This is a genomic window from Thiosocius teredinicola (assembly GCF_002009425.1).
Taxonomy (GTDB): domain Bacteria; phylum Pseudomonadota; class Gammaproteobacteria; order Chromatiales; family Chromatiaceae; genus Thiosocius; species Thiosocius teredinicola.
Genome location: NZ_CP019936.1, coordinates 3,054,024 through 3,077,463 on the forward strand (window position 1 = coordinate 3,054,024; position 23,440 = coordinate 3,077,463).

General features: G+C 60.0%; 23 protein-coding genes. 7 read left to right on the forward strand and 16 right to left on the reverse strand.

All coding sequences use genetic code 11. The features are described from left to right. Positions 1 to 180: 180 nt before the first annotated feature. Genes B1781_RS14530 through B1781_RS14540 form a run of 3 tightly spaced genes read right to left on the reverse strand, consistent with a single transcriptional unit; the run spans position 181 to position 3,584 of the window. The gene (locus B1781_RS14530) at positions 181 to 1,341 is read right to left on the reverse strand and encodes a hypothetical protein (protein WP_078120344.1); all 1,161 of its coding nucleotides are present in this window, start codon (positions 1,339 to 1,341) and stop codon (positions 181 to 183) included. 12 nt (positions 1,342 to 1,353) lie between these two features. After that, complete coding sequence (locus tag B1781_RS14535; RefSeq protein ID WP_125932107.1) at positions 1,354 to 2,496, reverse strand: hypothetical protein; 1,143 nt, start codon at positions 2,494 to 2,496, stop codon at positions 1,354 to 1,356. Next, positions 2,493 to 3,584, reverse strand: a complete 1,092-nt coding sequence (locus B1781_RS14540) for a glycosyltransferase (protein WP_078120346.1) — start codon at positions 3,582 to 3,584, stop codon at positions 2,493 to 2,495. The genes B1781_RS14535 and B1781_RS14540 overlap by 4 nt, the downstream gene beginning before the upstream one ends. A 17-nt stretch (positions 3,585 to 3,601) precedes the next feature. Between B1781_RS14540 and B1781_RS14545 the strand changes: the two genes are divergently transcribed. Continuing rightward, positions 3,602 to 4,579, forward strand: coding sequence for a polysaccharide pyruvyl transferase family protein (locus B1781_RS14545; protein WP_078120347.1), 978 nt, complete (start codon positions 3,602 to 3,604; stop codon positions 4,577 to 4,579). A gap of 84 nt (positions 4,580 to 4,663) precedes the next feature. On the opposite strand, the gene B1781_RS14550 is transcribed toward B1781_RS14545, so the two are convergent. Next, positions 4,664 to 5,017, reverse strand: a complete 354-nt coding sequence (locus B1781_RS14550) for a PilZ domain-containing protein (protein WP_164513407.1) — start codon at positions 5,015 to 5,017, stop codon at positions 4,664 to 4,666. A 266-nt stretch (positions 5,018 to 5,283) separates the two neighbouring features. Between B1781_RS14550 and B1781_RS14555 the strand changes: the two genes are divergently transcribed. Further along, positions 5,284 to 5,739, forward strand: coding sequence for an RDD family protein (locus tag B1781_RS14555; protein ID WP_078120349.1), 456 nt, complete (start codon positions 5,284 to 5,286; stop codon positions 5,737 to 5,739). A 9-nt stretch (positions 5,740 to 5,748) separates the two neighbouring features. Here the strand turns inward: B1781_RS14555 and lptG are convergent, their stop codons facing one another. Further along, positions 5,749 to 6,819: an LPS export ABC transporter permease LptG gene (gene lptG / locus B1781_RS14560; protein ID WP_078120350.1), complete on the reverse strand. Its 1,071-nt coding sequence runs from the start codon at positions 6,817 to 6,819 to the stop codon at positions 5,749 to 5,751. Continuing rightward, positions 6,816 to 7,916 carry an LPS export ABC transporter permease LptF gene (lptF, locus tag B1781_RS14565; RefSeq protein WP_078120351.1) on the reverse strand — a complete coding sequence of 367 codons (1,101 nt, stop codon included), beginning with the start codon at positions 7,914 to 7,916 and terminating at the stop codon, positions 6,816 to 6,818. Before lptF ends, lptG begins: the two co-directional genes overlap by 4 nt. A 116-nt stretch (positions 7,917 to 8,032) precedes the next feature. On the opposite strand from lptF, the gene B1781_RS14570 reads away from it, so the two are divergent. Then, the gene (locus B1781_RS14570; RefSeq protein WP_078120352.1) at positions 8,033 to 9,529 is read left to right on the forward strand and encodes a leucyl aminopeptidase; all 1,497 of its coding nucleotides are present in this window, start codon (positions 8,033 to 8,035) and stop codon (positions 9,527 to 9,529) included. A 12-nt stretch (positions 9,530 to 9,541) separates the two neighbouring features. Continuing rightward, on the forward strand, positions 9,542 to 9,970 hold the full coding sequence (locus B1781_RS14575; RefSeq protein WP_078120353.1) for a DNA polymerase III subunit chi: 429 nt from the start codon (positions 9,542 to 9,544) through the stop codon (positions 9,968 to 9,970). A 22-nt stretch (positions 9,971 to 9,992) separates the two neighbouring features. On the opposite strand, the gene B1781_RS14580 is transcribed toward B1781_RS14575, so the two are convergent. Then, positions 9,993 to 10,661 (reverse strand): phosphatase PAP2 family protein, encoded by a 669-nt coding sequence (locus B1781_RS14580; RefSeq protein WP_078120354.1) that lies wholly within the window; start codon positions 10,659 to 10,661, stop codon positions 9,993 to 9,995. A 325-nt stretch (positions 10,662 to 10,986) separates the two neighbouring features. On the opposite strand from B1781_RS14580, the gene corA reads away from it, so the two are divergent. Next, positions 10,987 to 12,063, forward strand: a complete 1,077-nt coding sequence (gene corA / locus B1781_RS14590; RefSeq protein ID WP_078120356.1) for a magnesium/cobalt transporter CorA — start codon at positions 10,987 to 10,989, stop codon at positions 12,061 to 12,063. 120 nt (positions 12,064 to 12,183) lie between these two features. On the opposite strand, the gene pnp is transcribed toward corA, so the two are convergent. The 9 genes from pnp to B1781_RS14635 form a co-directional block, all read right to left on the reverse strand. Next, entirely contained in the window at positions 12,184 to 14,280 is a 2,097-nt protein-coding gene (gene pnp / locus B1781_RS14595) for a polyribonucleotide nucleotidyltransferase (RefSeq protein ID WP_078120357.1), read from the reverse strand. Positions 14,281 to 14,312: 32 nt separating this feature from the next. Then, the gene (rpsO, locus tag B1781_RS14600) at positions 14,313 to 14,582 is read right to left on the reverse strand and encodes a 30S ribosomal protein S15 (protein ID WP_078120358.1); all 270 of its coding nucleotides are present in this window, start codon (positions 14,580 to 14,582) and stop codon (positions 14,313 to 14,315) included. A 136-nt stretch (positions 14,583 to 14,718) separates the two neighbouring features. Continuing rightward, the gene (gene truB / locus B1781_RS14605; protein ID WP_078120359.1) at positions 14,719 to 15,636 is read right to left on the reverse strand and encodes a tRNA pseudouridine(55) synthase TruB; all 918 of its coding nucleotides are present in this window, start codon (positions 15,634 to 15,636) and stop codon (positions 14,719 to 14,721) included. Beyond that, positions 15,636 to 15,998 carry a 30S ribosome-binding factor RbfA gene (gene rbfA / locus B1781_RS14610; protein WP_078120360.1) on the reverse strand — a complete coding sequence of 121 codons (363 nt, stop codon included), beginning with the start codon at positions 15,996 to 15,998 and terminating at the stop codon, positions 15,636 to 15,638. Before rbfA ends, truB begins: the two co-directional genes overlap by 1 nt. A 23-nt stretch (positions 15,999 to 16,021) precedes the next feature. After that, entirely contained in the window at positions 16,022 to 18,613 is a 2,592-nt protein-coding gene (gene infB, locus B1781_RS14615; RefSeq protein WP_078120361.1) for a translation initiation factor IF-2, read from the reverse strand. A gap of 12 nt (positions 18,614 to 18,625) precedes the next feature. Further along, complete coding sequence (gene nusA, locus B1781_RS14620; RefSeq protein WP_078120362.1) at positions 18,626 to 20,128, reverse strand: transcription termination factor NusA; 1,503 nt, start codon at positions 20,126 to 20,128, stop codon at positions 18,626 to 18,628. Positions 20,129 to 20,143: 15 nt separating this feature from the next. Continuing rightward, complete coding sequence (gene rimP / locus B1781_RS14625) at positions 20,144 to 20,602, reverse strand: ribosome maturation factor RimP (protein ID WP_078120363.1); 459 nt, start codon at positions 20,600 to 20,602, stop codon at positions 20,144 to 20,146. 238 nt (positions 20,603 to 20,840) lie between these two features. Continuing rightward, positions 20,841 to 21,164, reverse strand: a complete 324-nt coding sequence (locus B1781_RS14630) for an SEL1-like repeat protein (RefSeq protein ID WP_078122081.1) — start codon at positions 21,162 to 21,164, stop codon at positions 20,841 to 20,843. A gap of 58 nt (positions 21,165 to 21,222) precedes the next feature. Then, positions 21,223 to 21,726 (reverse strand): DUF302 domain-containing protein, encoded by a 504-nt coding sequence (locus B1781_RS14635; RefSeq protein WP_164513408.1) that lies wholly within the window; start codon positions 21,724 to 21,726, stop codon positions 21,223 to 21,225. Between the two features lie 521 nt (positions 21,727 to 22,247). Between B1781_RS14635 and B1781_RS23225 the strand changes: the two genes are divergently transcribed. Both B1781_RS23225 and B1781_RS14645 read left to right on the forward strand, forming a co-directional pair. Then, positions 22,248 to 22,400 (forward strand): hypothetical protein, encoded by a 153-nt coding sequence (locus B1781_RS23225; RefSeq protein ID WP_164513409.1) that lies wholly within the window; start codon positions 22,248 to 22,250, stop codon positions 22,398 to 22,400. A gap of 457 nt (positions 22,401 to 22,857) precedes the next feature. Continuing rightward, positions 22,858 to 23,439, forward strand: a complete 582-nt coding sequence (locus B1781_RS14645; protein WP_334223738.1) for a c-type cytochrome — start codon at positions 22,858 to 22,860, stop codon at positions 23,437 to 23,439. The last annotated feature ends 1 nt before the right edge of the window (position 23,440 follow it).

The window sequence follows — 23,440 nt, forward strand, 5'->3', positions numbered from 1 at the left end:
TCTTACCTTCCCAATGGCAAAAACGTCGACAGCCCGGAGAACCGCCCAAAAAACCGCAACGATGCGGTATGCCGTGGCAAGCGGACACGCTGCCAGCCCGACAGCCATGCGCAGCAAGCTTCGCTCTCTGCGAGCGAAAAGCCGTTCCGCATTGCACAAACAATCAGAAAACGATCGCCCCTAGTGCCGCAGCAGGTAATACAGGGCCAGACGCGCACGTATCGCCCACACCAGATCGGACCGCCCAGCTTTCTGCAAAGGCCCGATCGCCTGCCCCAGCAGTTTGGCTTTGCCGGCATGGCTGACCGGTATCAGAAACACGCGGATCGGCTTGAGGTCTTTTTGTTCGAACGCACTGACCTCGTCGAGCTTCCCAAGACCGATCAGGCTCAACATGGTGCGTACGCACTTCTCGCATTCGCCGCAATTGATCGCGCCACCTTCCGGAATGTGGACGTAGTGGCACGGTTGCATGAAGCGGCGGCCGTATTCCCAGTCGGTAAGCAGATCGATCTTTTGCAGGCGGGTCATTTCATCTTGCTCGCTCTGGATACGCACCGCATCGGTCGAGAAATGTTGGTTGAACACCGGATGGATAGCGACCGGCGGCGGGTTCGGCCCATCGCCGTCCGAGGCCAGCAGGACTTTGTCATAGGTGCCCTGAAACAATTGAGATACCGCGCTGTGGCCCGCGCCGAATCCCATCTTCACCCAGAAGCTATAGCCGGGTGCCAGGCTGCGTATGTTCGTGCGCACCGGATGAAGCTCGTAGTTTTCCGCGTCGGCGAGCTCGCTCAGGCGTCCCACCACTGCCTCGAATGCGTCGAGCCGCTCGGGGACCTGATTGCCCTGTTCATCGATATCGAACTTGTTGATACCGAACAGAGTGATGCATGCCTTGATGGATTCCGGGTGATCGAGCGGATAATCGAGCCGATTGATACGCAACGTCGCCAGGCCGTCCACGCCGCCGGACAACAGCGTTGCAACGCGCCGCTGGTCTGGGGGGCGCGTCGTCTGAAACCCCTCGCTCGCCTGCACATCGACCAGCGAGCATCGCGGAAACCATTGCTTGAAGACCTGGTTGATCGAACTCAGTCCGTAACGCAGGCGCTTGCACAGCTTATCCTCGACAAGCAGCCTTTCCTCGTTCAGCCAGGCGGCCAGAGGCAGACACGCGATGGCAAAGGCATTGGCATTCGCGTGCAGGATCTCGGCGGTCTTGCCGCCCGCTTCGAAATACAGCGTCTGGCGCGGGCGATCGTTGTTTTCCCACACCAGATCCATGCTGATCCTGCGCAGTCCATTGGCGGTGTTATCCGCAAGTCGGGTCAGTATCATCGGATCCCTTGGCTATAGTCGGTGAACCAAATAGTTACGGCTGCGTGCCATCAAACGCTTCAAGCGTCCGGCCAGCGGCAACTTTCCGTTGGCATCCAGCATCTTCTGCAGGATCGCGCGAAATTCCGGGTCCGCGTTACGTCGTTCCAACAACGCAATCGCTTCCTCGAATCTGTCTCGCTCGTACTTGGGTACCGGCGGATACAGCTGCAGTTCGTCGACATCCAGCGGTTCGCCGAACGTCTTGACATGATCGAGGTCTCCCGTCGCTTTGAGCATCATCATGGTCCAGACGCACTTGCGACAACGCCCGCAGTTCACGTGCGCCGAATTGCGTTGAAAACAAACGCGCAGATGCTCACGCACAGGCTGCCAACTGCCGATGTCGCGGATCTTCTCGAACCGCGTCGCCTCCAACCCGTCGTGGATCAGCTGCATAACGCCATTGCTCCATTTCGGATCGATAGCCGGATGCGAGGCCATAGGAATAAGTTGGTCTGTGGACACGCTCGCCGGAAGATAGATGCGGTGGAAACGCGCCGACAGCAGCAGGGCGACCGCGGCCAAGGCCGGACCGAAATAGGCCTTGACCCAGCCGACATGCGGTTGCCCGAACTGGCGCAGATTGGTTTCCACTTCGACGACCTGCAGCCCAAGTGACGCTGCCGCCTCGCGTACCGAAGCGGCGGCGCGTTCTCGTTCACGCTGGAATGACAACGGCAGATCGAATCCGTGCACAAAGATCAGATGGGTAATGTCAGCGCGATGCTTGAGCAAGGTATGGAAAGAGTCGACACCACCCGAAAAAAAGCTGGCAACGCCGTCTGGTTTGGCGGCCGGCTCGCTGACCGGGGTTTCGGCCGTCACGTCGATTTCATGCAGTTCCGGAAACCAGCCGTGCATGATGCCTTGAATTTCACGCGCGCCTCGCATCAAGGTCGGCGAAACAGGGCCGTCGATTTCGACTGACCATTTGCGACGCATCGCCGGCGTGAGCGCCACCGGTAGAAAGGGATCGGCAAGATCGGTCAGCGGTCCGTTGTCGGTTCGGAACCAGACACTCCGCTCACGTCGTCCCACCACGAAGTCTGCAGCAACGATCCGTTGATCACCGTCGCTCTCAGACCTCAGGTTACAGACGTGCAGTCGGGTCATCGTGGGTTTGTCAGGTCGTCTGTCTGCCTGTTGGCTGTCGCTTTGCCGCTGCCGATCGCACTTCCGGTCAACCAGCGATACGCCCCCACCAACAAGCCGATACCGTAAGCCCAATGGATCGTGCCGCTGGTGACAGGCACCCACATCGCCACCCGGAACGATCCGCTGTTACGCCACGCGGCAAGTCCATCGGCAAGGAGTGCCGCCAGGTATCCGGCCAGCGGGACGAGCAACAGCGGATGACCGCTCGCGATGTAACCGCCAATCATCAGCGACATGGCGACGACCATCAGCGCGGGCCCGATGAACGGCCAGGCAAAGGCATCGGGCGCCAGCCGCAGGATATCGACCCGGGCCTTGCCCGACAGGTACGTTTGTCGCCAGAACTGGCGCGGCGATACCCGGCGGTGGTGCCAAATCAGTGCCTTGTCACGGTAGGCGACCTTACCGCCATCACGCCGCAGCCGTTGAATCAGTTCCTTCTCTTCGCCGCGTCGGTCCAGGCGTTCATCGAACCCACCGGCAGCTTTGAATTGCGCACGACGAATAGCGAGGTTGCAGCCAGCCGGCGAGTACGGGGCGAACTCGTTCTTCACGCGCAGCTTCACCGATCCAACCAGTGAGCGCAGACTGTGATCGACCGCCAATGCAAACGGCTCGTCGTTGCGCGGCGCACGATCCGGACCACCGCTGGCCACCACGGCCGGATCAGAGAACGGCACCAGCAGTTCCTCCAACCAACCCGGCGTCGCATAGGCATCTGCATCGGTAAAAGCGATGATGTCGCTCGTGCTGCGCGTTACGCCGATGTTGCGGGCGCCGGGTACACCGATGTTCGATTCGAGATTGATTACACGGATTTGAGGATTGTCTGCAAACTGCTCAAGGACCTGAGCCGTCTCGTCGGTCGAGCCGTCGTTTACCATCACAATGCGTTCCGGCGATCTGCGCTGAGCAATCAACGATTCGATGCATCGCTCGATCGTCTTCGCCTCATTACGCGCGGAAACAACGACGGTTACACTCGGCGTCGAGCCTATGTTCTTATTAGTCAACGTCCCGGCCCTATTTATTGTCTTGTTATGCACCTCTCATTAAAACAGACATGTTAAATTTTGTCTCCGACTGTAATTCCCATCTAAAACAACAACTTTCAGTCATTAGTCGGGTAATTCCCAACGGCAGTGAAGTTGCCATGGTGGATGAACCTGTACATCGCAATATCGGCGATCACCTCATTCATCTGGGCATCGAAAAGTATTTTCAGGAGCACTCAATCAAGGTCGTCACGCGGGCGCATACTCACAGCTATCACTACCGATGGTTCCGCCGACATATAGATAAAGAAACGATCATCGTCTGTCATGGCGGCGGTCACCTCGGAGACCTCTACCCAGCCCACCAACGCCTGCGCGAACAGGTCACCAAGGATTTCCCATCCCAGCGCATCGTCGTACTGCCCCAAAGCCTGTATTTTCAAGACCCGGGCGGCCTGCAACAGGCTGGCCGCGTATTCGGTCAGCATCCCGATTTCCATCTGTTCATCCGCGACAACGACAGCATGCGCTTGGCGGAAACAATGGGGCTTAAGAACCTGTATCTCGCCCCGGACATGGCGCACGCCCTGCACCCCTTCGATCAGTTCGAAGGGGCTGAACCATCAATCAACAATGCGCAGCGAGAACGCAGCTTGTGCCTGCTGCGGCAAGACAAGGAAAGCGCGCAGATAGATCTTCCGATCGGGGGACACGACACGGTCTGCGACTGGCCTGACCTGGTCCGATGGCGCGACGCCTGCGAAGTGGCTCTGGTGGCGGCCACGTATCGGGCGACCCGGTTTTCAGGGCCGCCATCGCATCTCGATGATCGACTGGACCGCGCAAGACTGCGCCTGGTGCGACGCGCCGTCGCGCTATATAGCGAACATCGCTCGGTGACGACTTCACGGCTGCACGGCATGATCCTCGGGATCTTGACCGGCAAAAAGATACGGCTGCTGCCCAGCCTGACCGGCAAATCGCACTGCTACTATGCCACTTGGTTGAAAGATACGGCCTGCGCAGATTTCATTGATGCGCTCTGAGTAGAGCGGGTGTTGCGCACACGCGTGCCGACGCGCAAGGCGCGCCGTACTCAAGACATTGCTGGAGCGGAACGAAAGGCGGGTTCAGAGCGCCCGCAAAACGGGCACCGCTTTGCTGCGTACCGGTTGCATCGACGGCAGCAACTCATCCAGCACACGCTGCGATTGTGCGTCGAGGCCGGAAAACTCGATGCCGAAGCCTTGCAGGCTTTGATGTGCGACCTTGCCTCTGATGCTCAGCGGGCCATCGTCCAAGTCGTCGCTGGGATGGAAGGTGATCGTGACGTCGGCCCCGATCGGTACGATGCTGGTTTCTGCGCTGATATACAGGCCGCCAAAACCGAGATCCCTGATCTTGCCGCGTATCAGGCCGAAGCGCGGACAGCCAACGACGGCCTCCATAGAGACGGCCTTGCGCTCGCTGCTTCTCTGTTCCATCCTTTTCTCCTTTGGGTTGCACCCGCAGCTTGCGATCTTTAGCCGCTTGGCCTGGCGGAAGACTGGCATTTCATTATGGTGCAAGCAGTCGCCCGCACCATTAGGAGCAATCCTGCGTCGCACTGGTATTTTCCCTAATAATTAAGCTGGTTTATTATCTGCTTGTTATTTAACGATATTCTTATTCGCGGTACGCTTGGCTGCGCCCGTACAAGCGCCGCCCTGTGCAACAAACACCATCGCCAACAAACCGAATTTCCATCGACATGAGCCTCGCCGAAACGCAACTCGACAACGCCGCCGTACCCAGCCTGCTGCGCCGACTCGCCGCCATCTTCTACGACTGCTGGCTGGTCGCCGCGCTGTGGCTACTCGGCACCATCGTCGACACCTTCATTCGGGCCGGCATGGGCATCGAAAGCGGCCACGGTTCGTTTCTGCTGCTGCAGATCTACTTTGTGGTCGCCCCGGCATTGTTTTTCAGCTGGTTCTGGACCCACGGCGGTCAAACGCTGGGGATGCGCGCCTGGCGCTTGAAGGTGGTGGCGGACGACGGTCAGACGCTGACGATGAAGCAGGCCTTGATCCGCTACCTCGGTGCCTGCTTATCACTGCTGGCGGCCGGCCTGGGCTACCTCTGGGTGCTGATCGACAAGCAAGGCCTGGCTTGGCACGACCACTTGAGCCGCACCCGCCTGGTCATCATCAAACGCGATCAATAGGCACGCCGCTCATTTCACCCGTCGCAGCAAGGTCACGCCGATGGCGAGGAAAGCCACGCCGGGCAACAGCGCGCTGACGATCGGATTGAAATCGTAAACCACGGCGACGTACGACATCCCGCGGTTCAGCAGGTAGAACCCCATACCGAGCAGAATGCCGAGAAATATCCGCTGGCCCATGCTGACGAAACGCTGGTGGGCGATGACGAAGGGAATCGAGATGAACAGCATGACGAGCGTCGCCAGCGGCGTGGCCAGCTTGCTCCAGAACGCAACCTCGTAGTCCGTGGCGGACTGGTTGTTCTTGCGCATCAACTGGATGTAGTAATACAGCTCGTTGATCGGCAAGACTGCAGGGTCGATCACGATCGCGCTCAGCAGTCCCGGGTCGAGCAGCGACTCCCAGCGCGCCTGCGCCAACGATCGCTGTGAAATACCCGATTCGGCGATCTGGCTCTGCTTGATGTCGTACAGCTCCCAGTGGTCACCTTTGTGTTCTGCGCGCCCGGCGTGGGTCGACAAGGTCAGCCGGCGTTGGTCGTCGAACTCGTAGATGTAGATATCCTGCAGTCGACCGCCGGGCAGAATACCCCTCACGTTGATGAACGCCTGCCCATCGCGCGCCCAGAACCCGTAGCGCGTTTTCAGCGTGACCTTCTTTTCCTGTTTCTCGGTCCGATGCTGCTCACCCCATTGTTCGGCAACCGGTGCGACGTATTCACCGAACAGGAACACCGCGACCATCATCAGCACGCCGGCCTTCATGACCGCCAACACGATCTGGCGCAGTGAGAAACCGGCGCTGCGCATCGCGATCAACTCGCCGTGTGCCCCCATCGCGCCCAGACCGATCAGGCTGCCGATCAACGCGGCTACCGGAAACACCTCGAACACATAGCGCGGCGCCGAGGTCACCGCCACCAGAAACGCATCGATGACGGTGTAATCGCCCTGCCCTACATCGTCGATCTCTTCCAGCAGACCGAAAAACACCAACAGAATGACAAGCACCAGCAACGTGACGCCGGTCGCCTTGAGCATCGCACTGCCGATATAACGTTCAAACAACAGCGGTCTCATGCGCGGCGTGCCTTCCAGCGTCTACGTTGAACCCAGAACCAGTTGGAATCGACAAGCATGATCAAGCCGGCGACCGACAGCATCAGCAACGGCAACCACCACATGCCCATCCAGGTCGGCACGATGCCGTTCTCGATCCAACTCTCGGCCACCCGCTGCAGGTTGATGAAAGTGAAGTACAAAAGCACCGCGAACAGCAGCCGACCATAGACCCCCGAGCGCGGCGGAGAGCGCGCCAACGGCACTGCAAGCACCCCAAAGGCGATCAACGCGAGGGGTACCGAGATGCGATAGTGCAGCTCGGCATAGTCTTCGAGTCGCCCCGACTCGAGCAATGCCTGCCAGGACTTCGCGCTGCGGCGCTCGGCAAAGCCGACCAGGTCGAAGGTCGGGATGCGTACCGCGTATTCGTCGAATTTGCCGATTGTGTAGTTGAGCTGCCCCGGCTGACCTTCGAAACGGTAACCGTCGGTCAGAATGACGAAGCGCTCGCCGGTCTTCGGATCGGTCGTCTGATAGGCCTTGTCGGCGCTCACCAGGCCGGCACGCCCCTGCTGGCGATCCTGCACGAATACGCCCTGCAATTGCATGCCATCCTTGCTGAGCTTTTCGGTGTAGACGACCAGACCGCCACTACTGAACTCGTTGAAGCGCCCGGCTTTGACGCCGGAAATATCGGCCCGCATGCTCTGTTCGGCCTTGAGCTGGTCGACGTTGCCGCGCGCCCAGGGCAACAGCTCCATCACCAGAACGCCGACCAATATCGCCAACGGCACGGCTGCGAGCAGGATGGCGCGGAACAACCGGGCATGGCCGAAGCCCGACGCAGACAACGCCACCATCTCGCTGTCGCGATACATCCGCCCGAGCACCCACAACACCGAGAAAAAGAACGACGGTGGAATGATCAAGCCGAGAGCTTTGACCAGCTCGAGCCCGACCACGATCATCAGCACATCGGTGCCGATCGCCCCGCTGGCGGCCTTGCCGAGATAGCGGACGATCATGTTGGAAAGCAAGATCAGCGACAGAACCAGCAACACCACCGCGAGTGTCTTGAAGATCTCCTTGAGAAGAAGGCGGTCAATTACCCCCATGGTGGTTTCTTTACACTCCCGATTCGCTACACTTCGGCAAAACAAACCGAACCTTACCGTCAACGGCTGCTTCGCGAAAGCGCCGGTCGTTGCGAATCCAACACGTGAGAGGATCTATGGAATTCAGCTGTAAAACCGGTGCCGCAAACGCAATGAAAACCGCCTGCCTGGTCGTGGGTGTGTTCAAGTCGAATAAGCTTCCGGCGGGCACCGAAGCGCTGGATACGGCCCTCGGCGGGCAGATCAAGAAGGTTCTGAAAAAGCAGGATTTCAGCGGCGATGTCGGCCAGACGCAACTGCTCTACGAGCCCAACGACTGTGCCGCGGCCCGGTTGCTGTTGGTAGGCCTGGGCGAGCAGAAGGATTTCAAACCGCGGCAGATGGGGTTGGCCATCCTGCCCGCTTTCCAGCTCCTGGAGAATTCGGGCGCCACCGACTGCATCGTCGTGCTGCCCAACGACGAAGGCGATGACGACACCTATCGGCTGGTGCGCGAAACCGTCGCCGCCGCCAACGCCGCGCAATACCGGTTCGAACAGTGCAAGAGCACCAAGACACCGGCAAAACGGCCGTTGAAACGCGGCACCCTCATCGTCGCGGGGCGCAAACAGCTCGCCAGTGCGACCCGTGCCGTGGCGCATGCCAGCGCCATCGCGACCGGTACCAAGCTCGCCAAAGATCTGGCAAACCTGCCGGGTAATATCTGCACCCCGACCTACCTGGCCGAAGAGGCGCAGAAACTCGGTCGCCGCAGCAGCAAGCTGAAGGTCTCGGTACTGACCGAGAAGCAGATGGAACGCCTCGGCATGGGCTCGTTGCTATCCGTGTCGCGCGGCAGCCGCCAGCCGGCCAAACTGATCGTATTCGAATACCAGGGCGGCAAGGCCGACGCCAAACCGATCGCCCTGGTCGGCAAAGGCCTGACCTTTGATGCCGGCGGCATATCGATCAAACCCGCGGCGAATATGGACGAGATGAAGTACGACATGTGTGGCGGCGCCAGCGTGTTCGGTGCCATCGCCGCCTGCGTCGAAATGGAGCTGCCGATCAACGTGGTTGGCGTCGTGCCCAGTTCAGAGAACCTGCCCGACGGCGATGCCAACAAGCCGGGCGACATCGTCACCTCGATGTCGGGCCAGACCATTGAGATCCTGAATACCGACGCAGAAGGTCGTCTGATCCTGTGCGATGCCCTGACCTACACCGAGCGCTTCAAGCCGGCCGCCGTGATCGACATCGCCACCTTGACCGGGGCCTGCATCGTGGCCCTCGGCGATCAGGCCAGCGGCTTGTTGGCCAACGACGACAAGCTCGCCGGCGAACTGCTCGAATGCGGCACCGCCAGCGGCGACCGTGCATGGCAACTGCCGCTGTGGGACGAATACCAGCGCCAGCTCGACAGCAACTTCGCCGACATGCAGAACATCGGCGGCAAAGGCGCCGGCACCATTACGGCAGCGTGCTTCCTGTCGCGCTTCACCAAGGCCTTCAAGTGGGCACACCTGGATATCGCCGGAACCGCGTGGCTTAGCGGCGCCAACAAGGGGGCGACCGGCCGTCCCGTGCCGTTGCTGACCGAGTTCCTGCTCAAGCGCGCCAAGGTGAGCATGTAAACGACCATCGCTATGACGCAGGTCGACTTCTATATTCTGGAACCGCATGCGGCAGGCGATCGTTATCAACTTGCCTGCCGCATTGCCGAGAAGGCGCGGCGCGCCGGCAACCGCGTGTTGATCCATACGCAGGCGAGCGCCGAATCACAACATGTGGACGGCCTGTTGTGGACCTTGTGGGAACAAGGATTTGTTCCACACGGCCTGCTGGGAAGCGCCGATCGCGCTATCAATCCGATCCTGATCGGTGACGGCCATCAAGACGAAGACGAGCACGAGGTGCTGATCAATCTGGCGACGGAGGTACCGACCTTCTTCAGCCGCTTCGACCGGCTGATCGAGTGCGTCGATCATGATGAAACGGTCAAGGCCGAGAGCCGCAAGCGCTTTCGCTTCTACCGTGAACACGGCTATCCGATGGCAACCCACAACATCAGTTGAAGATGTGCCGCGCGAGTCGTGCTCAGCGAATCGCGACCTTCATATGCTTCGGCAACGCCCACGCAGCCGCTGCCGCGCAAACGCCGTAAACCACCCAGAACGCGAACACGACGTCGCTGAGATAGGCCTCGCCTTGAGCCACGCGTGCCAGCCCTGCGAGCAAACCCAGCCCGACCGCAGCCGGCATCCAAGCGCGCGCACCCAGTACCCAGGCGAACGCCATCAAGACAAAGCCGTTTGCAGCATGCCGACTGACGAACGAGCAGTCGCTGTGGCACTCCGCGGCCGGCTGAAACGCGCCTGAGAAGTGCTTCTGACCGCCGAATTCAACGACATCGACCGGCAATGCCCGACCTGACTCGGTTTGCAGGGCGCTCACCAATACGGTCGGTGCCAACACAACGACGATCAGCAGGAAGACCAGGCGACAGCGCAACGAGGTCTCGCCCTTTCCTGCCCAGTGCAGGCTAGCCAACCACAGCCACGGGAGCACGAGCAACATAACCCAATGGAGATTGCCGAACACTGCGTCGAGCAAACGGATCGGCCAGCGATCGGCAAGGTAAAACCCCTCGGGCGCAACGAAGTACAGGCCGCTGAACCAAAGATCGATGTCGGGCCAGATCAGGAAAATGATCTGTAGAACGACCAACAAGACCAATGGCCAAAAGCGCTTCAACGTTTCGCTCATCGTGCAATCGCCGCTAGGAAAACTCCTGCATTATTGGCCGATGTCCGACAAAAAATCTATTCGGTCCGGACTGCCGCTCGCATTGGACAGCAGCGAATCTCCAGCCGAATACGGCAGCACACGCGCGAAAGCACCGATGCACACGCTGGCGACCGGTCCGTATTCGTCTGGCGAGTGCAGGCTAAACTCGCCGCAGAACGACTTCACACCGGCGAAAACGCATCGATAGTTGGCGCGGCAAGCGTGAAGCAACCACGGCACCGGTTTCGGGCCGGCTTCGCTGACCACGGCAACCGCCAACCGTAACCATCCAGGAGACATCCGCATGCCCTTCTTCGACAAGCATTACCACGACCCGGGCACATCGCCCGGATCCTTGCGAGAACACCCGGGGCGCTCCGGACAGTCACCTCAGCTGCGACTCGTCCATTACGATGATGCAACGGTCGACAGCGTCGACTTGAGCGCCACAGATTTGCCGACCCTGCAAGAAGAGACCGGGCGCCGCACCTGGCTGCATGTGCAGGGTTGTGCGACCGGCGCCACCTTGGCGGCCATCGGTGAGCATTTCAAACTTCATCTGCTGGCGCTGGAAGACGTGCACAACACCGGCCAACGACCCAAGTTGGAAACCTACGACAACCAGATTTTCGTGATTCTGGCCTTACCGCGTTTTGCCGATGGCCGGGTATCGATGCATCAGGTCAGCTTGTTCGCTGCGTCGGACTTCGTCGTAAGCTTCTGCGACGGGCCACTCGACCCGTTTGAACCGGTATTGCGGCGGCTTACGGAAAGCCGTGGCCAGATGCGCGGACGGGGCACCGATTATCTGCTCTATGCCCTGATCGACGCGGTCGTCGACCAGGGATTCCCGCTGCTCGAAGGATTCGGCAGAGAACTCGAATCGCTTGAAGAAGACATCGTGCGACGGCCGACACATGCCACGCTGTCGCACATCCATCGGATCAAGCGCGAACTGATTCTGTTACGCCGTATGCTTTGGCCGCAACGTGACGTGATCGGAAACCTGATACGCGACGAGATAGAGCAGATCGACGATGACACGCGCATGTACCTGCGCGACTGCCAAGATCACGCGGTCCAGATCATGGACCTGCTAGAGACCTATCGCGAGATCGGCACCAGCATGCTCGACATCTACCTGTCGAGCGTCAGCAACCGGATGAACGAGACCATGCGGGTGCTCACGGTGATCGCCACCATATTCATCCCTTTGACGTTCATTGCCGGAGTCTACGGTATGAACTTTTCAGGCAATCACAACAGCCCCTGGGCGATGCCCGAAGTCGGCTGGTACTACGGCTATCCGCTGATACTGCTGGTGATGCTCAGCGTGGCGGTCGGCTTGCTGGTCTTCTTCCGGCGCAAACGCTGGTTTTAGCGGCGCCGGCCGCCTGGGCAGGCCGCTGGCGCGAGCCACGATCGACTGCCGACCGATGATGCTGAGCGCATAAAAAAAGGGCCCCGAGGGCCCTTTTTAACGCTTGAACGAGCGCTGATATCAGGCTTCGGCCTCTTCGGCTACGGCCTTCATGCTCAGCCGGATACGGCCCTGCTTGTCGACCTCGAGAACCTTGACCTTGATGGTGTCGCCCTCGGACAACTTGTCGCTGACCTTCTCGACGCGCTCTTCGGAGATCTGGCTGATGTGTACCAGGCCGTCTTTGCCCGGCAGGATGGTCACAAAAGCGCCGAAGTCCATCAGGCGTGCCACGCGACCTTCGTACACCTTGCCGACCTCGACATCTGCGGTGATCAGCTCGACGCGCTTGCGCGCTTCGTCGCCGGCGCTCTTGTCGACCGAGAAGATCTTGACGGTGCCGTCGTCGCTGATGTCGACGGTGGCGCCGGTTTCTTCGGTGATCGAGCGGATGGTTGCGCCACCCTTGCCGATAACGTCGCGGATCTTCTCCGGGTTGATCTTGAACGACACGATGCGCGGCGCATGCTCCGACATCTGCTCACGCGGTGCGTTGATCGCCTTGTTCATCTCGCCGAGGATGTGCAGACGGCCATCTTTGGCCTGGGCCAAGGCGATTTCCATGATCTCGCGGGTGATGCCGTCGATCTTGATATCCATCTGCAGCGCGTTGACGCCGTCCTGGGTACCGGCAACCTTGAAGTCCATGTCGCCAAGGTGATCTTCGTCACCCAGGATATCGGTCAGTACCGCGAATTGATCGCCTTCTTTGATCAGACCCATTGCCACACCGGCCACCGGCGCCTTCAGCGGCACACCGGCGTCCATCAGTGACAGGCTGGTGCCACACACCGAGGCCATCGACGACGAACCGTTCGATTCGGTGATCTCGGAGACGACGCGGATCGAGTACGGGAAGTCGGTCATGTCGGGCATGCAGGCCAGCACACCGCGCTTGGCCAGACGACCGTGGCCGATCTCACGACGCTTCGGGCTGCCTACACGACCCAACTCACCCACGCAGAACGGCGGGAAGTTGTAGTGCAGCATGAACGACTCTTTGCGCTCACCTTCGAGGGCATCGATGATCTGTGAATCACGCTCGGTACCAAGCGTGGTGACGACCATTGCCTGGGTTTCACCGCGGGTGAACAGTGCCGAGCCATGGGTACGCGGCAGCACGCCGGTACGGATGTAGATCGGGCGCACCGTCTTGGTATCGCGACCGTCGATACGCGGCTCGCCGGCCAGGATGCGGCCACGCACGGTGGTCTTCTTGAGCTTTTCGATCGCGCCCATCACGTCGCCTTCGTCGAACGCCGGCGTATCGCCACCGCACAACTGCTCCATCGCTGCCGCTTTGGCTGCATCGATGGCGGCGTAGCGATCCATCTTGTCGGCGATGGTGTAGGCGTTGCGCAGTGCATCGCCACAGGCCGATTCGACAGCTGCTTTCAACTCTTCGTTGGTCGCCACTTCCGGCAACTCGACGATCGGCTTGTTGACCTCGGCAGCCAGCTCTTTGACCGCGTTGATCACGACCTGCATCTGCTCATGGCCGAACAGCACAGCGCCGAGCATGACCTCTTCAGACAATTGGTCGGCTTCGGACTCGACCATCAGCACGGCGTTTTCGGTACCGGCGACAACCAGATCGAGGTCGGTCGCGTCACCCAGGCCGGTCGGCCCGTTGAGGATGTAGTCGCCGTTCTTGTAACCGACGCGGGCCGCACCAATCGGACCCTGGAACGGCGCACCGGAGATCGCCAGCGCGGCCGACACACCGATCAGCGACGGGATCTCGGGGTCAATCTTCGGGTTGAGCGACTTGACCGTGCAGATCACCTGCGTTTCAGCGGTGAAGGTTTTCGGAAACAGCGGGCGGATCGGACGGTCGATCAGGCGCGACGTGAGAATTTCCTTTTCCGACGGCCGACCTTCCCGACGAAAAAAACCGCCGGGGATTTTGCCGGCGGCGTAGGTTTTTTCCTGGTAGTCGACAGTCAGCGGGAAGAAGTCGCGCCCGCTGTCGAGGTTCTTGTCATATACCACGGTGACCAACACGACGGTGTCCGCCATATTGACCAGAACGGCCGCATCAGCCTGTCGGGCGATTTCGCCGGTTTCTAGCGTGACGGTGTGCTCACCGTATTGAAACGTTTTCGTAATCGGGGTCACTTGGAATTCCTCAAACCTTGGTGTGTGATCGCTTAGCGACGCAAGCCAAGACGCGCGATCAGTTCGCGGTAGCGTTCGACGTCCTTCGACTTCAGGTAGTCGAGGAGTTTACGACGCTGGTTGACCAGGCGTACCAGACCCTGGCGGGAATGGTGGTCCTTCTTGTGCGCTTGAAAGTGCGGCGTCAGGTCGGTGATCCGGGCCGTCAGCAAGGCGACCTGAACTTCGGTCGACCCCGTGTCTTTCGCATCTTTGCCGTACTCGTTGATGATGGTCTGCTTTTGCTCTGCACTCATTGACATGACATTTCTCCTGTCATTCTGCCTTCGTGAGGTACCCAACAATGAGTTCAGGCTACCCCGGCGTTTGAAAAAACAGGACCGCATTGGTCCCACATGAAATTAAGGTCGCGTATTCTCTCTCAAATTCGGCTCGCTGTCAGCCACCTGTCATGAGCCGTTTCGGCGCGATTCTGCCGTCGTCCTGTACCTGGCCGACCGCCAGGAAGTCGTCACCCTGGTAGACCCGCACCCATCCCTCGGTGGGCGCCTTGGGCACCAGCAGCGGCTGGCCTTGTTTGAGATAGAAAGCCATGTCGGCGCTCACCTTGACCGCCGGCCAATCCGTCAGCGCGGTATCGATCGGCAGCAACAGCGCATCGAGCGCCTCACTACCCTGCTCGGCGGCCGCCTCAAGGGCCTCCATGGTGTGCATCGGATACCCCGTGTAGGGGCCGACCCCGATGCGGCGCAGCGCCGTGACGTGGGCGCCGCAGCCCAGCGCCTCACCGATATCTTCGGCGAGGGTGCGCACGTAGGTTCCCTTGGAGCAGTGAACGCTCAGTTCGAATTCCGGCAGGTCGATCTCGCCGAGTTCGAGCGCATGAATCGTGACCTTGCGCGGTTCGCGCTCCACCTCGACACCCTGGCGGGCCAGTTCGTAGAGTCGCTTTCCCTGGTGCTTCAGCGCCGAGTACATCGGCGGCAGCTGTTCGATCTCGCCAAGGAACTTCGGCAGAACTTCGCGAATCTGCTCGGCCGATATCCCGTCGACCGGGCGCCGCTGCAGGATATCGCCCTCGGTATCACCGGTCGCCGTCGTCTCGCCGAGGCGCACGCGGAACCGGTAGTACTTGTCGGCATCGAGCAGAAAGGCGGAGAGCTTGGTCGCATCGCCCAGGCAGATCGGCAACATGCCGTCGGCCAGCGGGTCGAGGCTGCCGGTATGGCCGGCCTTGCGCGCATCAAACAGGCGCTTGACGCGTTGCAGGGCGTGATTCGAGCTCAGGCCCAGCGGTTTGTCGAGCAACAGAATACCGTTGACCGCGCGCCCGCGGTTGCGCCCACGACGTCCCATCAGTCGCCGTGCCCTTCGTCCTTGGCGATGGCGCTATCGATCAGCGAGGACAGGCGCATACCTGCCTCGATGGACTTGTCGTAGACAAATGCCAGACGCGGCACGGTGCGCAGGTTCATCGTCTCGGCCAGACGGCGACGCAGGAACGACGCTGCCTTGTTCAATGCAGCCTCGGTTGCCTTGGCCTGTGACGACTCCATCTGGGTGAAGAAGACCTTGGCGTGCGACAGATCGCGCACGACGCGGACCTCCTGGATCGTGACACCGGCGATACGCGGGTCGCGCACCTCGTCGCGCAACAAGGTGGCGAGTTCACGGTGAATCTCAGCGCCGACACGCTCTTCCCGACCGAATTCCTGCATCTCGACTGCCCCGATGGACCGACTCAGATCTCGCGCGCGACTTCAACGCGCTCGAATACCTCGATCTGGTCTCCGGATTTGACGTCGTTGTAGTTCTTCACGCCGATACCGCACTCGGTACCCGCCTTGACCTCATTGACGTCATCCTTGAAGCGACGCAGCGATTCGAGTTCGCCTTCGTAGATGACCACGTTGTCGCGCAGCACCCTGATCGGGTTGTGACGCTTGACGGTGCCCTCGACGACCATACAGCCGGCAATCGCACCGAGCTTGGACGAACGGAACACATCGCGTACCTCGGCCAGACCGATGATCTCTTCCTTGATTACCGGCGACAGCAGACCGCTGATGGCCTTCTTAACATCGTCGATCACCTCGTAGATGATGCTGTAGTAGCGCAGATCCAGACCATGTTCTTCGACGACGCGACGCGCACTGGCGTCGGCACGCACATTGAAGCCGATCAGGATGGCGTTCGACGTGACCGCGAGGTTGGCGTCCGACTCGGTGATACCGCCGACGCCGGATGCGACGATGCGCACCTTGGCTTCGTCGGTCTCGATCTTCAGCAGCGACTCTTTCAGTGCCTCGACCGAACCCTGTACGTCGGCCTTGACGATCAGGTTGACGTAAGCCACCTCGCCCTCGGCCATCTGCGAGAACAGCTGATCGAGCTTGGCGGCCTTCTGTTCGGCCAGACGCGTGTCACGGTGACGCACACGACGCAGTTCGGCAACTTCACGCGCCTTGCGTTCGTCTGCCAGCGCAACCAAGTCGTCACCGGCCGATGGCGCGGCCGACAGACCGAGCACCTGAACCGGAATAGACGGGCCGGCCTCTTTCACCGAGCGCCCGTTCTCATCGAACATCGCACGTACGCGACCGAACTCGGCGCCGGCGACGACCGAATCGCCACGATGCAGGGTGCCGGACTGAACCAGCACGGTAGCCACCGGGCCACGTCCCTTATCGAGACTCGATTCGACGATGATGCCGCGCGCCAAGCCGTCGTGTACGGCGGTCAACTCCAAGACCTCGGATTGCAGCAAGACGGCCTCGAGCAATGCGTCGACACCCTCGCCGGTTTTCGCCGAGACCCGAATGAACTGGGTATCGCCGCCCCAATCTTCCGGCACCACTTCCTCGGCCACCAGTTCCTGCATCACGCGGTCGGGGTTGGCCTCGGGTTTATCCATCTTGTTGACCGCAACCACGATCGGCACACCGGCGGCACGCGAGTGCTGGATGGCTTCTTTGGTCTGCGGCATGACGCCGTCGTCCGCGGCCACCACCAGGATGACGATATCGGTCGCCTGCGCACCGCGTGCACGCATCGCCGAGAAGGCGGCGTGGCCGGGGGTATCGAGGAACGAGATCATGCCGTGGTCGGTATCGACGTGATAAGCACCGATGTGCTGCGTGATACCGCCGGCCTCACCGGCCGCCACACGGGTGCGACGGATATAGTCGAGCAACGAGGTCTTACCGTGGTCGACGTGGCCCATGATCGTGACCACCGGCGCACGCGGCTTCAACTCACCCTGCTGCTCTTCTTCCGATGCCGCCAGGATTTCCTCTTCGACATCCTCTTCCTTCTGCGCAACGGCGTTGTGCCCCATCTCCTCGACCAGCAACATCGCGGTTTCCTGGTCGAGCGTCTGGTTGATGGTGACCATCATGCCCATTTTCATCAGGGCCTTGATCACCTCGCCGGCTTTTATCGACATGCGCTGCGCCAGGTCACCGACCGAGATACTGTCGGGCACCTGGATCTCTTTGATCACCGGTGCGGTTGGGCGCTGGAAACCGTGCTGGCCGTCGCCTGCGGCGGCAGCCGCCTCACGCGATGGCCGACGAGCACCTTTGCCGCGCTGCGCGCGTTTTCCGGACGCCACATGCAGCTCGCGCCGCCCATGACGACCGCGCTCGGCACTGTCACCTTCTTCGTCACGGCCACCGCTGCGCTTGGCCTTCTTGGCCGGCGCACTGCGACGAGGTTCTGTCGCTGCGGCAATCTCCTGCTGCGCGCGCTGCAATTTCTCGGCTTCCTGGCGCGCCTCTTCCTCGGCCTGACGACGCGCTTCTTCTTCAGCAGCGATCCGCGTCTCTTCCGATTTGCGACGTTCGTCCTCTTCAGCCTGACGCCGGGCCTCTTCGGCCTTGCGACGCGCCTCGGCCTCTTCCTCGGCCTGGCGACGCTGCTCAGCCTGCTCGGCGAGCGCGCGCTTGGCTTCTTCCGCCTGACGCAGCAATTCTTCCTGCTTCGTGGCGTCTTCGTCTTTCGGCTTGACGACGGTGCGTTTGCGACGTACCTCGACGCTGACCGTTTTGCCGGTACGCGCTGCCGGCGTGCGCGCGGTAGCGCGGCCGCTGGCCGGCTGGTGCAGTTCGGTCGTCGTCTTGCGCTTCAGCGCAATCTTGCGACCACCGCCACCGGCTGCTTCTTTTTTGCCATGACTACGACGCAGGTGGTTCAGGAGGTCCATTTTCTCCTGTTCGGTGATGACGTCTTCGGCAGTCGCTTTCGCGATGCCCGCGTCACTGAGCTGCTTGAGCAGCCGATCCACCGGTATACCAACATCGGAGGCGAGTTGGCTGACCGTGACTTCACTCATATTCGATCCCCTTTACTCGGCACTCTCTTCAAACCAGGGTGCACGCGCGGTCATGATCAATTGTCCCGCACGCTCCTCATCCATTCCGTCGATCTCCATCAGTTCGTCGATCGACTGTTCCGCAAGGTCTTCCATGTTAACCACGCCACGTGACGCCAGTTGGTAGGCCAACTTGCGATCCATGCCGTCCATCGTCAGCAGGTCTTCCGCCGGCTCTTGATCGCCGAGCACCTCTTCGTTGGCGATGGCGCGCGTCAACAGGGCGTCCTTCGCACGGTTGCGCAGCTCGTCGATGATCTCCTGATCGAATTCCTCGATCGCGGCCATCTCCGCGTCTTCGACGTAGGCGATTTCTTCGATGTTGGTGAAACCTTCCTGCACCAGGATCGCCGCCACTTCTTCGTCGACATCCAGCTGCTGCATAAACTGCTCGATGTAGGCCTGCGCCTCGACTTCACTCTTCTCGGCGGCCTGCTCCTCGCTCATCACGTTGAGCTCCCAGCCGGTGAGCTGGCTGGCCAGACGCACGTTTTGACCGCCGCGGCCGATCGCCTGCGAGAGGTTTTCGTCTTTGACCGCGATATCCATGCTGTGGGCGTCTTCATCGACCACGATCGAGGTGACATCGGCCGGCGACATGGCATTGATAACAAACTGTGCCGGGTTCTCGTTCCACAGGATGATGTCGACGCGCTCGCCACCGAGTTCATTCGATACCGCCTGCACGCGCGACCCACGCATACCGACGCAGGCGCCGACCGGGTCGATACGCGGATCATGTGCGCGCACCGCGATCTTGGCGCGCAGCCCCGGATCGCGGGCTGCACCGACGATCTCGATCAGTCCCTCGCCAACCTCGGGTACCTCGAGTTTGAACAACTCGATCAGCAGTTCGGGGGCGGTACGCGACACGAACAGCTGCGGGCCGCGTTGCTCAGAACGCACGTCGTACAGGTAGCCGCGCAAACGGTCGCCGGCGCGCGCGGTCTCTTTCGGAATCACTTCGCTCTTCGGCACCAGGGCCTCGGCGTTGTTGCCCAGATCGAGCACGATCGAGCCGCGGTCGGCACGTTTGACGATACCGGTGATCAGCTCACCGACGCGATCTTCGAACGCCTCGACAACCTTGGCGCGCTCCGCCTCCCGTACCTTCTGTACGATGACCTGCTTTGCGGTCTGCGCAGCGATACGGCCGAACTCGATCGATTCGATCTCGTCTTCTACATAGTCGCCGGGTTCGATTTCGGGTTGCTCGGCACGCGCCGCCGACAGCGTGATCTCGCCAATCGGATTCTCGAGTATCTGTGACTCGGCGTCGTCGACCACCAGCCAACGGCGGAAGGTTTCATAATCACCGGTTTTTCGATCGATGGCGACTCGCACCTCGATCTCTCCACCGTTCTTCTTCCGAGTTGCCGACGCGAGGGCAGCTTCGATTGCCTGAAAGATGATCTCTTTCTCGACGCCCTTCTCGTTGGATACCGCATCGACAACGAGCAAGATTTCTTTGTTCATCGCTTCGCCTTCCGCCTAAAACTGAGGAACCAAACGGGCCGACGCCATCTGCGAAAACGGCAGCCTCACTGATTCGCCATCCACCTGCATCAGCACGTCGTCGCCGTCTACGCCGACGATCGTGCCTTTGAAATTACTCCGGCCATTGAGCGCTGCGTTCAGTTTCACGCGCGCCACCTGCCCGGCAAACCGTTCAAAATGCGCTATCTCGAACAGGGGGCGATCCATACCCGGCGAGGACACCTCGAGCGCATATTCGCCCTTGATCGGATCCTCGACATCGAGCACGCCGCTCACCTGGTGACTGACCTTCTCGCAGTCGCCCAGACCGACACCGTTTTCGCTGTCGATGTATATCCGCAGCAGATGCCCAGCCTTGGGACGCGACAGATACTCAACGCCCACCAACTCGTAGCCCAACGCATCGACCGCGCCTCGCACCAGATCTGCGAGAAAGGGTGGTGCCTTCTGCATGCTCAATCCCGTCAACCGCCCAAAAACAAAAAATGGGCCTTAGGCCCATTCCTGAATCATTACCCCGAACACACTTCGCTCGGTGCATCGCGATACAAAAAAACCCCATCAACGGGGCTTTCCAGGACGCGGCCCCTGTTCGAACCGCCACTGCCTCCGACCTTGCGGTCCCGATGACAGCGCCCGAATTCTATGCAGAAACCGGCGTTCCGTCAAATCAAACCTTAGATAAATACACTCAGTGATGACGACGGTCAGAAGAATATCCAGGCATCACTGCCCTGGCGGCCGCGACCAGCCGCTTGGCGTCGTCGAACTCTGCGTCGCTCATCTGCGAAGCGACGACACGGCGCAGCTTTTCGGCATCGGCATCACCGCGCTCCACTGCCTGGGTCAGCCAGAAGTAGGATTGCACCAGATCGGGCTCGACCCCGCGACCTTCGGCATAGATCAAGCCCGCGGCATATTGCGCGTCAAGATCGCCCTGTTGCGCTTCATCGATCAGGCGTGCGGCCATTTCCGGATCGTTGCGCAGCAGCGTCAGCCCGCTCAGATCTGCCATCGTCATCTCCCGGCCCAGACTGCTCCCGGGCGATCAACTGTAGAAGCATCATTCTACGTCAATCGAACGTGAGCATGGTCTCCATCTGCGGGCCGAGCTCCTCGGCCATGTCGCGGACATCGCCGCCGTACATCTCGGCCATGACCTTGAGGTTCATCATCGAGATGTAGGTTTTGCCGTCGGATTTCTCGTAGACCGCGATGGTGCAAGGCATCATGGCCGTCAACTGCTTGTACTCGTCTTTCAACAGCAACTTGGCCGCCGCTTTGGGTTCGCACATCTTCAGTACGCGATTCGGGCCGATGTCGGTACCGGTGACTTTCTTCAGGTTGCGTTGAAAATCGACTTTCCACTTCGACGGCACCTTCCACCCCAACTCCTTGGCGTTGGCTTCGAGGCGTTCGAGCGTCTCATCGAATCCAAGGGGGCTTTGCACCTCGACCAGCATGTTGATCGGTTTGCCGTTGCCCGCTTCCTCCCCTGCCACTGCCATGGCGCTGAGCAGCAGCGATCCCATCGTAACCAGACTCAGCAGCCATGCAGATGCCGTGCGTTTCATCATCTTCTCCCCCTTTGAGCGTCGAAACGACATGTGTGGCGGCAATCAACCGCCAGAAATATTTCTTGTTAATTGGTCGACCCGATCGATCTCGCGGGTGATCTTGGCGTCACCCGGCGATCTCGTCGGCGGCCAACGATAGCGGTATCGAAAGTGCCAACCCTTGAGCTGAGACAAGTTCAGTACAAACAATTGGCGCGGGCAAAAGCCGAATGTGAAAACCAAACAGCTGAAAAACCCCTTCTCAATCATCATGCTAACGCATATACGTCTAAGTTAATTCCTTTTTTAACCAATCACTTATATATCATCTAACCCTTCCTTTCCGAGCCGTGCAGCGGTATCTTTCGTTTGCCGACAGGGGGCCGGGCGTCAACAGTGAACAGCTCTGTGGAGTACCGCGCCTCCGTCCCCAAACGAACTGCGACCCCAGCCGTACCGTTTCGCCGTTTCGCACAAGACGATGAACGCCCCGCTCGGCCAACAACGGTGTCTACAGATAAATCTCATCCGGAGACTTGGGGATGGCGGAACTCTCTCACGAGCAGCGCAAACGATCACTCGAAGCAACACCAAAGGCGACCTGGGCCCTGATCCTATTGGTCGGTTTAGCGATGCTGGGCGGCTGGATATTCCTGTTGTTCAGTCCTCTGGGCAGTGCTGGCGCACCGTTTTAAAACGATATTGCCAAGCGCTGTTTTCTGCACTTGACGACAACGTTGCACGCGCAAAAGCGGAACGCCTCGGGCGCAACTTGTCCATGCAATCAAAGCATTATTTGCTTTAGCCCAAATAACCTTTATTGAAGTACTGAGATTTTCGGGCCAGAATGAGGGCGTTTGCGTTGTGATACGCAAACGTAAAGGCGAATCCGGCAATACAACAATCAACCGGGACTGCACGACCGGTATCTTCAAAGTGATCGCCTGCTAAAAACAAAGATCGACGAGGTTGAGGTGTGCTGCGTGGGATATCGGTTGCGATAGCGGTCGCGATTATCGATGCCAGGATACAAACGTCACGAAACCCAGTGACGCCGGGCACGATGATGACGACCGCCGTCAGTCAATCGATCCAACCATCGCACATTTGAATAAAGACCACCCTTCCATCAAAGAGACCTTAGGAGGAAATATGGGCTGCAATAAGAAGGCGCTTGTCGCGCTGATCGGCTCTGTCTTGATGGTCGGCGCCACCCAGGTGAACGCCGAACCCACCGCTACCATGTTGGCCAACACCTGTGCCGGATGCCACGGCACCGAAGGTAAGAGTGTCGGCCCCGCTTCACCCAACCTTGCCGGCATTTCGAAGGCCTACTTCATCGATTCGATGAACGGCTTCAAGAACGACGAACGCCCCGGCACCATCATGAACCGCATCGCCAAGGGCTATTCCGAGGCACAGATCGATGCGATGGCCGCTTACTTCGCCGGGCTGCCCGTTTACAAGGCCGAGGTACCGCACGACGCGGCCAAGGCCAAGATGGGTGCAGAGGTCTACGACAAGAGCTGCGCAAAATGCCACGACGAGAATGGCGCTCTGCCGGATGACGACGCCGGTATCCTCGCCGGCCAATGGCTGCCCTTCCTCGAGTACAGCATGGCTGACTTCCAGGGCGGACATCGCGAGATGCCCAAGAAGATGAAGAAGCAGGTAGAGAAACTCAGCGATGACGAAATCGCTGCCGTGTTGAACTACTTCGCCAGCCAGAAGTAAT